The organism is Streptomyces resistomycificus, assembly GCF_001514265.1.
Classification (GTDB): domain Bacteria; phylum Actinomycetota; class Actinomycetes; order Streptomycetales; family Streptomycetaceae; genus Streptomyces; species Streptomyces resistomycificus.
Map to the genome: position 1 here is coordinate 470,871 of NZ_KQ948988.1, position 14,079 is coordinate 484,949.

The window sequence follows — 14,079 nt, forward strand, 5'->3', positions numbered from 1 at the left end:
AAGTGTTGACGCGGCCTTCGGGAGGGCGTTAGCTAGCGGCAGCCCGATCAGCACGAAGGCCGTTCGCGGCCACGGAGGCTCCCGTGACGTCGACTTCCACGCCCCCGGGCCTGGCCCGGTTCAACGCCCTGGAGGAGCACACCGCCTTCGCCGCACTCCGCGAGGCGTGCGCCTCCACGGCCTGGGCCGAGCGGCTGCTCGCCGCCCGCCCCTACGCCACCCCCGACGACCTCTACACCGCCAGTGACGCCGCCACGGCGGCCCTGAGCGCCGAGGACCTCGCCGAGGCGATGGCCGGACACCCGCCCATCGGCCGCCCCAAGCCGGGCGACCCCGCCTCGGCGCGGGAACAGCGCGGCATGGCCGGCGCCTCCGAGGGGCTCAAGGCGCAGATGCTGGAACTGAACCTGGCCTACCAGGAGAGGTTCGGCCATGTCTTCCTGATCTGCGCCACCGGCCGGACCGGCGAGCAGATGCGCGACGCGGTGAAGGAGCGGATAGGCAACACGCCGGAGCGGGAGCGGGAGATCGTCCGCACCGAGCTGGGCAGGATCAACCGTATCCGCCTCGCCCGCATCGTCGAAGAGGACTGAGCAGCATGAGCACCAGCACCACCGCCTCGGTGTCCACCCACATCCTGGACACCAGCATCGGCCGCCCCGCCGGGGAGGTGGCCGTCCAGTTGTCCGCCCGCGGTGGGCGTGACGCGGACTGGCAGGCGCTCGGCGGCTCCGTGACCGACGCGGACGGCCGGTGCAAGGACCTGCCGGCCCTGCCGGAGGGCACCACCCATGTACGGCTCGACTTCGCCGTCCAGGCGTATTTCGAGCGTTGTGAGAAGAAGCAAGCCGATGCGCAGCAGGACGCCCCCGCGAATCGGGACAGCGATGCGTTCTTTCCAGAGGTAGCGATCACCTTCGCAGTCAAGCCCGGCGAGCACTACCACGTACCGCTGCTGCTCAACCCGTTCGGCTACTCCGTATACCGAGGGAGCTAGCTACAGATGACAGACAATTCCCGCCCTGCCCGCCCGGTGCTCCTGGGACAGAACCAGTACGGCAAGGCCGAGAACCGAGTCGTCAGGATCACGCGGGACGGCGCCACCCACCACATCAAGGACCTGAACGTCTCCGTCGCCCTCTCCGGCGACATGGAGGAGGTCCACTACTCCGGCTCGAACGCCAACGTCCTGCCGACCGACACCACCAAGAACACGGTGTACGCGTTCGCCAAGGAGCACGGCATCGAGTCCGCCGAGCAGTTCGGCATCCACCTCGCGCGCCACTTCGTGACGTCGCAGGAGCCGATCACGACGGCGCGGATCCGCATCGAGGAGTACGCCTGGGAGCGGATCGAGGCCTCCGACGCCGACTCCCGGTTCATCGGCGCCGACGAGGTCAAGCACTCCTTCGTCCGCAAGGGCCAGGAGACCCGGCTGACGCAGATCACCTATGACGGCCAGTCGTGGGAGGTCGTCTCCGGGCTGAAGGACCTCGTGGTGATGAACTCGACCAACTCCGAGTTCTGGGGCTACGTCAAGGACAGGTACACGACGCTCAAGGAGGCGTACGACCGCATCCTGGCCACCCAGGTCTCCGCCCGCTGGCGCTTCAACTGGACCGACGACGAGCAGCGGATGCCCCACTGGGAGAAGTCCTACGAGCAGACGCGCAAGCACATGCTCCAGGCCTTCGCCGAGACCTACTCCCTCTCGCTCCAGCAGACCCTCTACCAAATGGGTTCACGGATCATCAACAGCCGCAGCGAGATCGACGAGGTCCGCTTCTCGCTCCCGAACAAGCACCACTTCCTCGTCGACCTGGAGCCCTTCGGGCTGAAGAACGACAACGAGGTGTACTTCGCCGCCGACCGGCCCTACGGCCTGATCGAGGCGACCGTCCTGCGGGACGGCTGCGAGCCGAGGATCCCCGTGGACCTCACCAACCTCTGATCAACTCCATTTCTCGGCACCCGTGGCCGGGGCACCCGCACCGGCCACGGCACTCAAATCTCCAGGGTCCTGCCGTGCCCTCTCTCTTGAGTCCACTGAGCGAAAAGGACGCATCATGGCAGCAGACCGGCGCCTCGTCATCGAGAACTGTGCGATCGCGACCGTCGACGCCCACGACACCGAGTACCCGAGCGGACACGTCGTCGTCGCCGGCAACCGCATCGAGTCGCTCGGCGCGGGCAGGGCCCCCGACAACCTGGAGAACGTCGACCGCCGTATCGACGCCACCGGCCACCTCGTGACCCCCGGCCTGGTCAACACCCACCACCACTACTACCAGTGGATCACCCGGGGCCTGGCCACCGACCACAACCTCTTCGACTGGCTCGTCGCGCTCTACCCGACCTGGGCGCGCATCGACGAGCCGATGGTCCGGGCGGCCGCCGAGGGCTCCCTCGCCATGATGGCCCGCGGCGGTGTCACCACCGCCATGGACCACCACTACGTCTTCCCGAAGGGCTCCGGCGACCTGTCCGGCGCGATCATCGGTGCCGCCCGCGAGATGGGCGTCCGCTTCACCCTCGCCCGCGGTTCCATGGACCGCAGCGAGAAGGACGGCGGCCTGCCGCCGGACTTCGCCGTGGAGACCCTGGACGGTGCTCTCGCCGCGACCGAGGAGACCGTCGGGCAGCACCACGACGCCTCCTTCGACGCGATGACGCAGGTCGCCGTGGCCCCCTGCTCGCCCTTCTCCGTGTCGACCGAACTGCTGAGGCAGGGCGCCGAGTTGGCCCGCCGTCTCGGCGTACGGCTGCACACCCACGGCTCGGAGACCGTGGAGGAGGAGCAGTTCTGCAAGGAACTGTTCGGCATGGGTCCGACCGACTACTTCGAGTCCACCGGCTGGCTCGGCGAGGACGTGTGGATGGCGCACTGCGTCCACATGAACGACTCCGACATCGCCGCCTTCGCCCGTACCAGGACCGGCGTCGCCCACTGCCCCTCGTCCAACGCCCGGCTGGCCGCCGGCATCGCCCGCGTCCCCGACATGCTCGCCGCCGGCGTCCCCGTCGGCCTCGGCGTCGACGGCACCGCGTCCAACGAGTCCGGTGAACTCCACACCGAACTGCGCAACGCCCTCCTCATCAACCGCCTCGGCGCCCACCGCGAGGCCGCCCTGAACGCCCGTCAGGCCCTGCGCCTGGGCACCTACGGCGGCGCCCAGGTACTGGGCCGCAGCGCCGAGATCGGCTCCCTGGAGCCCGGCAAGCTCGCCGACCTGGTGCTGTGGAAGCTGGACACACTGGCCCACGCCTCCATCGCCGACCCGGTGACCGCGCTGGTCTTCGGCGCGGCGGCGCCGGTCACCGCCTCCTTCGTCAACGGCCGCCAGATCGTCGAGGACAACCGGCTGCTGACCGCCGACGAGGACGCGATCGCCCGCTCCACGCGGGCCGAGGCGCGGCGGCTGGCGGAGATCGCCGGGCGGAGCTGACCAGCTGAAGATCTCCGGTCGAGGGGGACGGCCCTCGACCGGTGGCCGTGGACCCCAGCGGGTCCATGGCGGCCGGGTCCGGGGCGCGCATGGACGTGCGCGCCCCGGAACGGCCACCGTTCCTTCGAACGGCCACCGTTCTTGTCGAACGGCCACCGTTCTTGTCGAACGGTCTCCGTCCCGGTCCCGCACGACCACCGCACCACCTCCCTGACACCCACGTCAGAGCCGACGTGTAACCGACCGGAGGAGAGCCGCAGTGTCCGTCAGTACCGTCCCCGTCCATCCCGTCGACGAGAAACTCCCCGCGCTCAAGATGGCGACCAGTGGTCTGCAGCACGTGGCCGCCATGTACGCGGGGGTCGTCGCCCCGCCTCTGATCGTCGGCGCCGCCATCGGCCTGACCGGCACCGAACTCACCTTCCTCACCGGCGCCTGCCTCTTCACGGCGGGGCTCGCCACCTTCCTCCAGACGCTCGGCATCTGGAGGATCGGCGCCCGGCTGCCCTTCGTCAACGGCGTCACCTTCGCCGGTGTCGCCCCCATGACCGCCGTCGTCGCCTCCACCGAGGACAAGTCCGACGCCCTGCCGATCATCTTCGGCGCCGTCATGGTGGCCGGCCTGCTCGGCTTCCTCGCCGCCCCCTTCTTCAGCAAGGCGGTCCGCTTCTTCCCGCCCGTCGTCACCGGCACGGTGATCACACTGATCGGCGTCTCGCTGCTGCCGGTCGCCTTCGGCTGGGCGCAGGGCCCCGATCCGGCGGCCGCCGACTACGGCTCGACGACCTTTCTGGGCCTGGCGGCCGCGACGCTCGTGATCGTGCTGCTCCTGCGCCGCTTCACCCGCGGCTTCGTCAAACAGATCGCCGTGCTGCTCGGTCTGGTGGTCGGCACACTCGTGGCGATCCCGTTCGGTGTCACGGACTTCGGGCCGGTCGCCGACGCGGACCTCGTCGGTTTCCCCACCCCGTTCCACTTCGGCGCACCGCAGTTCCAGCTCGCCGCGATCCTCTCCCTGTGCGTGGTGATGGTGGTCTCGATGACCGAATCGACCGCGGACATGCTGGCGTTGGGCGAGATCGTCGAACGCCCCGCGGACGAACGGACCATCGCGGCCGGCCTGCGCGCCGACACCCTCGGCTCGGCCGTCAGCCCCTTCTTCAACGGCTTCATGTGCAGCGCCTTCGCACAGAACATCGGCCTGGTCGCCATGACCCGGATCCGCAGCCGGTACGTCGTCGCCACCGGCGGAGCCTTCCTGGTACTGATGGGCCTGTGCCCGATGGCCGCCTCGCTCATCGCCGTCGTACCGCGCCCGGTGCTCGGCGGCGCGGGTGTCGTCCTGTTCGGCTCGGTGGCCGCCAGCGGTATCCAGACCCTCGTACGGGCCGGCCTGGACCGGGACAACAACGTCCTGATCGTGGCCGTCTCACTCGCCGTCGGCATCATCCCGATCACCGCGCCGGAGTTCTACCACGCCTTCCCGGAGACCGCCAGGATCGTCCTGGACTCGGGCATATCGACCGGCTGCGTCGCCGCGGTGCTGCTCAACCTGGTCTTCAACCACCTCGGCAGGGACCGGGACGCCCAGGACGTCACGCATCCCATGGAGGCGGGGGAGGAGATCGCCGGGGCCCGCCCGGCCGGCGCGCACTGAGCGCGCCTCACACCTGCCGGAACGCCTGACAGGGCCGGGCGCTCGGCAGCCGCCCGGTGAAGTACGAGCGGGGCGGGACACCCATCAGGGTGCGGAAGTCGGCCGTCATGTGGGACTGGTCGTAGTAGCCGGTGGCGGCGGCCAGTTCGGCCCAGTCACCCCGCGGCGCCTGCGTCAGTACATGCCGTACGCGGTCGATGCGGGCGTAGTGCTTGGGGGAGAGCCCGACGCCCTCCGTGAAGAGGTTGCGCAACTGCCGCTCGCTCACCGCGAGTTCGCGGGCCACGTCCTGGACCTGGGCGGGCGCGTGGCCCGAGCGCGTCGACAGGGCGGCCACGGCGGCCCGCAGCACCCGGGTGCGTGAGCGGTCGCCGGCCGGGGCCGGCAGGCCGGGGAGCAGTTCCGCCAGGTGGGCGATCACCTCCTCGGTCTCCAAGTCGACGATGTCGGAGGCTAGTTGACGTGCCGTGGCGGTCGGCAGCGCGGACAGCGGCACGACCCGCCCGACGAGGTCGGCGGCCGGCGTCCCGAGCAGCGGACGGGCCGTGCCCGGCCCCAGGCTCACCTGGACGCAGGACGCCACCCGCCGGTCCGCGTCCGCGTAGTACGAGGCACGGGTGCGCGGGCCGACGACCACCGCGTCACGACGGCCGCCCTCCTCGACGCGTACCACCAACTTCGTCGCCGTGTCCGGGACATGGGTGAAGGACGCCGGCAGTGCGTCCCTGGCGGCCACGGACTCGATGCCGGTGATCCAGGGACGCAGAGCGGTGGGAACGGTCGCGGTGCGCTCGGCGAGGGCGTTGGTCACCCACCCACGGTAAACGCGCGCCCCGCTCTCGGGTACGCCACAACCGTGCCGGAATCTCCTAGCGGCCGGCGCCTGCCGCCCGCCAGCGTGGAGGCCATGATCCTAGTGACCGGTGCCACGGGCACCATCGGCAGCGAAGTCGTACGACAGCTCGCGGCGCGCGGCGAGAAGGTGCGCGCCATGACCCGGAACCCGGGAGGCGCCCGGATGCCGGCCGGAGTGGAGGTGGTGCGCGGGGACTTCCTGGACCAGGAGTCCCTGGAGGTGGCACTGGAGGGCGCGACGGCCGCCTTCCTGGTGGCGGTGCTCGGACCGGCCGACGGCGGCCGGGACGCACGGCTGGTGGAGCTGGCGCGGGCGGCCGGTGTCGGCCGCCTGGTGAAGCTCTCCTCCATCGGCACCGGCGACCCCGCCTACGGTCCCTTCGGCACCTGGCATCTGCCGGGAGAGGAGGCACTGCGGGCCGGGGAGGCGGAGTGGACGATCCTGCGGCCCTCGTCCTTCGCCTCCAACACCCTCGGCTGGGCCGAACCGATCCGGGCGGGGCGGCCCGTGCCCGACATGACGGGGGAAGGCCGGCAGGGCGTGGTCGACCCGCGTGACGTGTCCGAGACGGCCGTCGAGGCGCTGACCGACTCCCGGCACTCCGGGCGGACCTACACACTGACCGGACCCGAGGCGATCCGCGCCGCCGACCAGGCCGCCGTGCTCGCCGCCGTCCTCGGGCGCCCGGTGCGGACCCTCACCCTGACGCCGGATCAGATCCGCGCGCAGCTCACCGCGTCGGGCCTGGACGAGGCGGCCGTCGAGGGCGTCGTGGGCGGCGTGGGATTCGCCCGCGAGGGCGGCAACACCCTGGTCACGGACGACGTACGGCAGGCCCTGGGGCGGCCGGCGCGGACGTACCGGGAGTGGGCCGAGGACCACAGGCAGGTGTTCACGGGGGAGGGGTGACCGGCGGCGGGTACCGATCCGGACGGACAAGGACCGGCTCCCCGGCTGGTGCACCGCAAGCTTCCCGACCGGGTCCGGGTCGGCCACCGGGTTCGAGAAACCAGCGATCGGCACCCCGCCACGAGTCGGGCGGGTCCTCGCCACCGGCGAGGCATACGGCCGGCCCACCGCAAGGTCGGCACCGAACCCCGCCGCGGCGCCTGGACTTCCGCCCGCACGCACCTCCAGGAACCCCACGAGGTTGGATAGCTCCATGGTGCGACGAGAGCGCGTGACGAAGAGACGGCCTCCCTTCGGCATGCCGAGAGGCATCGTCCTGCTGGCGACGCCGGACGGCTGGCGCCACAGTGTTCTCACCGAGGAAGGCGGGATGTTCTGCGGACGCCTTGCCGACGTGGCGGCCGACACCGACCCAGCCGAGGCACAGGCCGCCGTGGCTGCCATGGTGGTGGGGCTCGCACACGACTTCCACGACGCTGACCTCGATGTGACCTGGGATCCGCCCCGGGAGCCCGGGTCCTGGACAGCTCAGGTCACCGTTGCCACGACCCCACCGAGCGCCTGAAGTCAAACGACAAGCTTACGGAAAGCCGGGTGTGCCGCCGCAGCAGGCGACGGTTTGGGTCTGGTCGGAGCCGGCGAGGGGTGCTGCCGCGAGCACCGCGGTCAGTGCCACGAACAAGCCGAGTATGGCTTTGCGCATTGCTTCTCCCGGTCTAAGGGGGGCGACGGAACGGCGCTGGGGGCTCCGGCCATTGCCGGAGCCCCCAGCGCCGTACACACGGGCCGCGCCCGGAATCGCCGTCAGCAGTTCTTGATGCTCCAGACGGGCGTCCAGTAGTAGCGGGAGTTGGAGCTGTACGGTGCCGGGGTGGCGTCGTAGGCGGATCCGTCCGCACCGAAGAAGATCGCCCTCGTGCCGGGGGTCTGATCGTTGATCCACGACCCCCAGTCTCCCCACGGCATGCCACGCCTTCCGCATTCGTACCAGCGCAGGGCGTCGCCGTTGAATCCCTCCCGGCTGTAGGCGCAGAACCAGCCACTGTGGACCTGTCCTTGCAGGCAGGGGTCGAACGCGGCCCGAGAGCTGTCGCCGGACGCGAAGTCCCTCGGGTGCTTCTCTCCGGGCAGGGCGACCATCAGTGTGGCGTCGCCGCCGAGGTCGATCTCGTTGAGTGCGACCTGTTTCCCGCCGGTCCGCTTCACATATCGGTCGACCTTCGCCTGGAGCGATGTGGTCTGGGCCTTCGTCAGGTGCGCCTTCGCGGCCTGGTCCGCGAAGGGCTGTCCGGCGCTTGCCGCCGAGACGCGCGTTGTGTCGGAGCCCGGCGCGGCGGTGGCAGCGGTCGCCCCGGTTCCGAACAGGAGGGCAGCGGTCGCAGTCACGACCGCCAGCATGGGTATGCGCATGGTGCGTTCCCCCGTTTCTGATGACCCCTCGGATGTCTGGGGGTCAATCTGACTTCAGGGTTGTTCGGGACGCATGAGACGAACAAGTCCGAAATCGGCCACTCCGGTTGAAAGTTGAAGGTTGCGACCCTTGGGGCAGCTGCGGCAGCAGGCTCTCCAACACCGGACACTCCCTGGCAGGGGAGCGCAGCCCGGCAGGGAAACGGGCGCTGCCCGCATCACGGCAGGGCCCGTTGTCAGTGGTGCCCCTGACCGTGGTTTGGCGGCATTTCTACGGCATGGACCGGATGTACGCCGCCCGCGGAGTCCCTGTCGCCGAACGCGATCCGCTCGGGCAGGGTTTCAGTCAGAGGACCTCGACTGCCGATTCGGTACGCGAGTTCCGCTGGCCAAGGGCGGCCACCCTCGCGGGATCTTCTCCTCGGCAACAGTGAGCGACCACGTGAGCTACGAGTCGTGGCTGGAGCGGGAACGATTGATCCTTCTGGACCGCGAGCCCGAGGTGATCGGGGTGGCCTCGCAAGCGGACGACACCGCTGACCTCATCGTCCCCAGGGCGTAAACCCGTGGGCCTATGCCCCGCGAGTAATCAAACGGTGGGCCGATGCTCCGCGGGAGGGGCACGTGGCAGCGTTCCCCTGTGCCCACGGACTAGCCATCGCGGCACGGTTGACGATCCATCACCACGGAGGGCCCATGACCACCACACCGTTCATCAGCCGGAAGGGCATGACGCGCCGCAGCATGCTGGGAGCCGCGCTGGCCGCCGGGGCCGCGGTGCCGCTTGCCGCCGTCGGCGGCCCCGCGTGGGCCGAGCCGGCCGCGACACGGTTCATGCTGCCCGTGCCGACCGGGCCGCACCCGGTGGGCACGGTCCAGCTGCACCTCGTCGACCGGTCGCGTCCGGACGACATCGCGGGCCCTGGGCGTTTCCGCGAGCTGATGGCCACCGTCTGGTACCCCGCCCGGGACGTCCAGCGGTACCCGGTGGCGCCCTGGATGCCAGCCGGCGCACTTCAGGCGTTCCTCGCCGACGCCGGGTTCGGCGCTCTGACCCCCCTGGAGCTGCTCACTGCCGGCCACGTGGGCGCTCCGATGCGGCGATCTGGCAGACGGCTGCCCGTCGTCGTGTTCTCGCATGGCGCGCACAGTCACCAGGGCGACCACACCGTCATGGTCCAAGAGCTCGCCAGCCACGGATACGCAGCTGTGACGGTGGCTCACCAGTACGACACGTACACCGAGTTCCCCGACGGCCGGATCGCCGTCCCGCTCCGCGACAGGCAGGCGCCGACGCTGCCCGGGGACTTCGCTGCTGACCTGCGCTTCGTCCTCGACTGCGTCGAGCAGCTCGCCGCCGGGTGCAATCCCGACGTCGACCACAGGGAACTGCCGGCCGGGCTGCTGGGCTCCCTCGACCCGCGGCGCATGGGCGCGTTCGGCTGGTCGAAGGGCGGGACGGCCACCGCCTGCGCCATGCTCGCGGACGAGCGCATCCGGGCCGGGCTGAGCCTCGACGGCCCGATGCAGATGAACCCGCCACTGGCCGGCGACTTGGACCGACCGTTCATGATGATGTCCGCCGCGTTCACCCGGGCCACGGATCCCGAGGCCGCCGCATTCTGGTCGCACCTGCGGGGCTGGCGGCTGGACATTCAGGCCCAGGGCGCCGTCCACGTCTCGTACGGCGACAATGAGGCACTGTTCCCGCAGGTGGCGAAGCTGTTCGGATGGAGCGCGCAGCAGCTCCAGGAGGTGATCGGCACCCTCGATCCCGACCAGGGGGTGAAGATCCAGCAGGCGTACCCGCTCGCGTTCTTCGACGAGCACCTGCGCCACCGTCGGGGGCACCTGCTCGACGGGCCGTCCCCGGCCTTCCCAGCAGTGACGTTCCTCCCCTGAGTACCCGGGACCGCAGCACCGCGGTCCCTCGCAGGCCCGTCCAAGGTGACCCGCCCGCGCCGCTGGGTGCGAACAGCCGCTCAGAGGAACCTCTTCAACCGCGCTCGGCCGGCTCTATCACTGCCTCCAGCACGGCGAACGTCCGACGAGCAGGCTGCCTTCCCCGCACCGTCCTCGACGGTGGAAACGGCGGCCGCCTGACCTGCGGCTACCTTGCTCAGATCACCCACAGCAGTCGATCATTCAAGGATGAGACCCGAAGTTCAGGCCTTCGTCGCCGATGGCCCCCTCCCCGACTGGGACACCGACGACGAGGAGCTCGTTGACCGCCGATTCCGGCAAATCGAGGCCATCTCCGCGCCAGTCACACCCGACGAGGCTCATGCTCTGGCCGGCTGCTTCGGCCCCGATGACTGCTATGGCGTCGCCTGGTCGCTGCTGCACCTGATCGAGACCAGCTCAGGACCACTGCCAGCCGTGACACGCCCGGGACCCGACGCCGACGACTGGCATCGCACGCTCTGGAATCGCTGGGGAAACCACGGACTCACCGACGAGGACTCGACGCCTTAGAACCCTGAGTTGTCTATGCGGTCACAGCACTGGCGATCGGGGGCCGGCCGGAAGCCCGTGCCGGTGAGCGACTCGCCTTATCCCGGCACGGGTGAGGGGGAGAGCGCTCCGACGGAGCTGGTCGAGGCGTGGCCCCGGGTTGCTCGGTGCCGCTCAGAGCCCGAACAGGCTCGGATCCGAGGCCAGTTCCTTGAAGTGGTCCCGCGGATTCGCCACCAGCCGGCGTTCCTTGAGGTTCATCAGCCCGCCGACGGCCGTGATCTCGGCCGCCACGGTGCCGTCGGTCTTCCGGATCGTCTGGTGCATGCGGAACGTCTTGCCCTCGCCCCACTCGAAGTCGCACGTCACCTCGACCTCGTCGCCCGCCAGTAACTCCCGCCGGTAGCGGATGGTGGTCTCCAGGGCCACCGGGCCCACGCCCCTGCCGATGAGGCCCGCCTGGCTGATCCCGGCGGCCCGGAGCAGGGACCAGCGGGCGTGTTCCGCGTAGTTGATGTACACGCTCTGGTTGAGGTGTCCCTGCACGTCCGTCTCATAGCCACGGACGGTCACCGGGACGGAAAACGGGTCGGTCACGGCTGCCCCTTCTGATCGTGGATCATCTGATCGACCGATCTTGGCATGCTCATCACGTGCGGCGCGGGGACGCCAGCAGATAGCGGGCGCGCGTGCGCGGTTCGGTGTGCTCGCCGACCTGCCAGCCCGCTCCCTCCAGCGTGGCCGCGCAGGCCCGCAGCGGGCCGGTGTCCGGCGCGTGCACGGCGACGGCCTCCGGCTGCGGGGTGGCGCGCACCCGGTACCCCTCGGACTCGCGTCCCGACGGCCGGTGGCCCGCCGCCTCCAGGGCGAGCGCCGCCGCCTGCACCAGGTGCGCGCGCTCCCAGCCGCACGGCCGGTCCACGGAACCGTCCGGATTGGTCATCCTGCGCAGCTCCAGCAGCCCCTGCCAGGCGCTGTGCACCTCGCGGTCGCGGCCCGGCCCGGCCTCCGGCTCCTCTGCGTCACCGATGCGGGCGGCGAAGACACCGGCCGCCGGACGCGGCTCGACGGAGGCGGCGGATTCCGGGGACGCCGGGGACACCGGGGATTCCGGAGGCGTGTCCCGTATCCGATGTCCCGCGGGCGTCAGGAAGTGGTCGTGCGGCGGCCGCGGGTGGCGGAAGGCGAGCCCCCGCTTCACCAGCGCCGCGAGCTGCGTCTCCGTCCCTTTCAGCCGCCCGGTGACCGGTTCGGCCGCGTCGATGACACGCCGCTGCGCTGCGGTGGGCGGTCGGGTCACGGCGTGCTCCTCCCGGTGAACGGCCTGCTCGAAGCGGTCCGATCCGCCGCCCGGGGCGGATGCGATCAACCTCTACGAGACTACGACGGCGGTCTGACATTCCACCCGGCGATCACCGGCCGCCCGTGCTCCGTGCCCAGCCGGCACACCGTTCCGGTCGCCAGCTGGAACAGTGCCCCGCCGGACGGCGGCAGCCCCAGCCGTCGGGCGGTGAGGACCCGCAGGAAGTGCCCGTGAGCCACCAGGACGACCACGCCCTCGGTGTTGGCGAGCGCCGCGTCCACCTTGGCGAGCATCCGGTCGGCCCGCTCGCCCACCTGCTCCGGGCTCTCCCCCGGACGGTCCGGCGGCCCGGGCGCGACCCCGTCCGTGAACAGGAACCAGTCCGGCCGGGTGCGCTGGATCTCCACGGTGGTGATGCCCTCGTACCCGCCGTAGTCCCATTCCCGCAGGTCGGGATCGATCCGCACGTCGTGCAGCCCGACCAGCTCGGCGGTCTCCCGCGCCCGTTGCAGCGGGCTGACGAACGCGGCCCCGATCCGGTGCGAGCGGATCAGGGGCACCAGGCCGCGCGCCTCCTGCCGCCCGCGTTCCGTCAGCGGCACGTCCGTGCGGCCGGTGTGCCGTCCGGACCGCGACCACGCGGTCTCGCCATGCCGGACCAGGAAGAGATCACCCATGCGTCACAGGCTACGAGCCCACCGCTCGCGGCGGCATTCGCCGAGCCGCTCCCACCGCTCCCGGCTCCCTCCGCCGAGCCGCCCCCACCGCCTGCGTCCACCTCACTGCCGATACCCGCTGAGGAAGCGCCCGATCCGCCCGATGGCCGCCTCCAGGTCGTCCGCGTAGGGCAGCGTGAGGATGCGGAAGTGGTCGGGGGTGGGCCAGTTGAACCCGGTGCCCTGCACCACCTGGATCTTCTCCCGCAGGAGCAGGTCGAGGACGAACTTCTCGTCGTCGTGGATCTTGTGCACCTTGGGGTCGAGGCGCGGGAACGCGTACAGCGCGCCCTTCGGCTTCACACACGACACGCCCGGGATCTCGTTGAGCTTCTCCCAGGCCACGGTGCGCTGTTCGTGGAGACGCCCGCCGGGTGTGGTCAGCTCGCGGATCGACTGGCGGCCGCCGAGCGCGGCCTGGATGGCGTACTGCGCGGGCGCGTTGGCGCACAGCCGCATGGAGGCCAGCATCGTCAGGCCCTCCAGGTAGTTCTTCGCGTGCTGCCGCGGACCCGTGACGACCATCCAGCCCGAGCGGAAGCCGGCCACGCGGTACGTCTTCGACAGTCCGCAGAAGGTCAGGACGACCAGGTCGGGGGCGAGCGCGGCGGCCGAGTGGTGCACGGCGTCGTCGTACAGGATCTGGTCGTAGATCTCGTCGGCGAAGACCATCAGGCCGTGCCGCCGGGCGAGGTCGAGGATGCCCTCGACGATCTCCTTCGGGTAGACCGCGCCGGTGGGGTTGTTCGGGTTGATGATGACCACGGCCCGGGTGCGGTCGGTGATCTTGGACGCCATGTCGTCCAGGTCCGGGTACCAGTCGGCCTGTTCGTCGCAGAGGTAGTGGACCGCCTTGCCGCCCGCGAGGGTCGTCACGGCCGTCCAGAGGGGGAAGTCCGGGGCGGGGATGAGGATCTCGTCGCCGTCCTCGATCAGCGCCTGGACGGCCATGGAGACCAGCTCGGAGACGCCGTTGCCGAGGAAGACGTCGTCGACGCCTACCTCGAGACCGAGCGTCTGGTAGCGCCCGGCCACAGCCCGGCGGGCGGAGAGGATGCCACGGGAGTCGGTGTAGCCGTGCGCCTGCGGCAGCATGCGGATCATGTCCTGGAGGATCTCCTCCGGCGCCTCGAAGCCGAACAGCGCGGGGTTGCCGGTGTTGAGGCGAAGCACGCTGTGGCCCGCCTCCTCCAGCGCGTTGGCGTGCTCGATCACCGGGCCGCGGATCTCGTAACAGACCTCGCTCAGCTTGCTCGACTGCCGGAACTCCATGCGCTTACGCCCCTCCGGTTGTGGTGTTACTTGGTTTTACCAAGTTCGAGCTTGGA

Annotated in this window: 17 protein-coding genes; 10 read left to right on the plus strand and 7 right to left on the minus strand. The window is 70.5% G+C overall.

Annotated elements, in window-relative coordinates:
* Window positions 1-83: 83 nt before the first annotated feature.
* The 5 genes from uraD (at window position 84) to AQJ84_RS01995 (ending at window position 5,103) form a co-directional block, all read left to right on the plus strand.
* Window positions 84-593: a 2-oxo-4-hydroxy-4-carboxy-5-ureidoimidazoline decarboxylase gene (gene uraD, locus AQJ84_RS01975; RefSeq protein ID WP_053192186.1), complete on the plus strand. Its 510-nt coding sequence runs from the start codon at window positions 84-86 to the stop codon at window positions 591-593.
* A gap of 5 nt (window positions 594-598) precedes the next feature.
* The gene (gene uraH / locus AQJ84_RS01980) at window positions 599-997 is read left to right on the plus strand and encodes a hydroxyisourate hydrolase (protein ID WP_030041665.1); all 399 of its coding nucleotides are present in this window, start codon (window positions 599-601) and stop codon (window positions 995-997) included.
* A gap of 6 nt (window positions 998-1,003) precedes the next feature.
* Window positions 1,004-1,951, plus strand: a complete 948-nt coding sequence (gene pucL / locus AQJ84_RS01985; protein WP_030041664.1) for a factor-independent urate hydroxylase — start codon at window positions 1,004-1,006, stop codon at window positions 1,949-1,951.
* A gap of 115 nt (window positions 1,952-2,066) precedes the next feature.
* The gene (locus AQJ84_RS01990) at window positions 2,067-3,446 is read left to right on the plus strand and encodes an 8-oxoguanine deaminase (RefSeq protein WP_053192184.1); all 1,380 of its coding nucleotides are present in this window, start codon (window positions 2,067-2,069) and stop codon (window positions 3,444-3,446) included.
* Between the two features lie 259 nt (window positions 3,447-3,705).
* Window positions 3,706-5,103 carry a nucleobase:cation symporter-2 family protein gene (locus AQJ84_RS01995; protein WP_259294352.1) on the plus strand — a complete coding sequence of 466 codons (1,398 nt, stop codon included), beginning with the start codon at window positions 3,706-3,708 and terminating at the stop codon, window positions 5,101-5,103.
* 7 nt (window positions 5,104-5,110) lie between these two features.
* Here the strand turns inward: AQJ84_RS01995 and AQJ84_RS02000 are convergent, their stop codons facing one another.
* A complete protein-coding gene (locus tag AQJ84_RS02000) occupies window positions 5,111-5,914 on the minus strand; it encodes an AraC family transcriptional regulator (protein WP_030041660.1) in 804 nt (267 codons plus the stop codon).
* An 87-nt stretch (window positions 5,915-6,001) separates the two neighbouring features.
* On the opposite strand from AQJ84_RS02000, the gene AQJ84_RS02005 reads away from it, so the two are divergent.
* Together AQJ84_RS02005 and AQJ84_RS02010 are read left to right on the plus strand one after the other, a co-directional pair.
* The gene (locus tag AQJ84_RS02005; protein WP_030041659.1) at window positions 6,002-6,868 is read left to right on the plus strand and encodes an NAD(P)H-binding protein; all 867 of its coding nucleotides are present in this window, start codon (window positions 6,002-6,004) and stop codon (window positions 6,866-6,868) included.
* Between the two features lie 271 nt (window positions 6,869-7,139).
* Window positions 7,140-7,433, plus strand: a complete 294-nt coding sequence (locus AQJ84_RS02010; RefSeq protein ID WP_157874991.1) for a hypothetical protein — start codon at window positions 7,140-7,142, stop codon at window positions 7,431-7,433.
* 15 nt (window positions 7,434-7,448) lie between these two features.
* Here AQJ84_RS02010 and AQJ84_RS44650 read toward each other — a convergent pair whose 3' ends face one another.
* Both AQJ84_RS44650 and AQJ84_RS02015 read right to left on the minus strand, forming a co-directional pair.
* The gene (locus tag AQJ84_RS44650; RefSeq protein ID WP_259294351.1) at window positions 7,449-7,571 is read right to left on the minus strand and encodes a hypothetical protein; all 123 of its coding nucleotides are present in this window, start codon (window positions 7,569-7,571) and stop codon (window positions 7,449-7,451) included.
* Window positions 7,572-7,672: 101 nt separating this feature from the next.
* Window positions 7,673-8,254 carry a hypothetical protein gene (locus AQJ84_RS02015; RefSeq protein WP_157874990.1) on the minus strand — a complete coding sequence of 194 codons (582 nt, stop codon included), beginning with the start codon at window positions 8,252-8,254 and terminating at the stop codon, window positions 7,673-7,675.
* Between the two features lie 454 nt (window positions 8,255-8,708).
* Between AQJ84_RS02015 and AQJ84_RS44655 the strand changes: the two genes are divergently transcribed.
* From AQJ84_RS44655 to AQJ84_RS02025, 3 genes are all read left to right on the plus strand, one after another.
* Window positions 8,709-8,840 carry a hypothetical protein gene (locus AQJ84_RS44655; protein ID WP_259294350.1) on the plus strand — a complete coding sequence of 44 codons (132 nt, stop codon included), beginning with the start codon at window positions 8,709-8,711 and terminating at the stop codon, window positions 8,838-8,840.
* 134 nt (window positions 8,841-8,974) lie between these two features.
* A complete protein-coding gene (locus tag AQJ84_RS02020; RefSeq protein WP_053192180.1) occupies window positions 8,975-10,180 on the plus strand; it encodes an alpha/beta hydrolase family protein in 1,206 nt (401 codons plus the stop codon).
* A gap of 249 nt (window positions 10,181-10,429) precedes the next feature.
* A complete protein-coding gene (locus AQJ84_RS02025) occupies window positions 10,430-10,753 on the plus strand; it encodes a hypothetical protein (protein WP_030041655.1) in 324 nt (107 codons plus the stop codon).
* A 153-nt stretch (window positions 10,754-10,906) separates the two neighbouring features.
* Here the strand turns inward: AQJ84_RS02025 and AQJ84_RS02030 are convergent, their stop codons facing one another.
* The 4 genes from AQJ84_RS02030 to AQJ84_RS02045 form a co-directional block, all read right to left on the minus strand.
* Window positions 10,907-11,329 (minus strand): acyl-CoA thioesterase, encoded by a 423-nt coding sequence (locus AQJ84_RS02030; protein WP_030041654.1) that lies wholly within the window; start codon window positions 11,327-11,329, stop codon window positions 10,907-10,909.
* A 52-nt stretch (window positions 11,330-11,381) separates the two neighbouring features.
* Window positions 11,382-12,032: a hypothetical protein gene (locus AQJ84_RS02035; protein WP_053192200.1), complete on the minus strand. Its 651-nt coding sequence runs from the start codon at window positions 12,030-12,032 to the stop codon at window positions 11,382-11,384.
* Window positions 12,033-12,112: 80 nt separating this feature from the next.
* Window positions 12,113-12,712, minus strand: a complete 600-nt coding sequence (locus AQJ84_RS02040; protein WP_030041651.1) for a histidine phosphatase family protein — start codon at window positions 12,710-12,712, stop codon at window positions 12,113-12,115.
* Between the two features lie 102 nt (window positions 12,713-12,814).
* Window positions 12,815-14,023: a pyridoxal phosphate-dependent aminotransferase gene (locus tag AQJ84_RS02045; protein ID WP_030041650.1), complete on the minus strand. Its 1,209-nt coding sequence runs from the start codon at window positions 14,021-14,023 to the stop codon at window positions 12,815-12,817.
* Window positions 14,024-14,079: the final 56 nt, after the last annotated feature.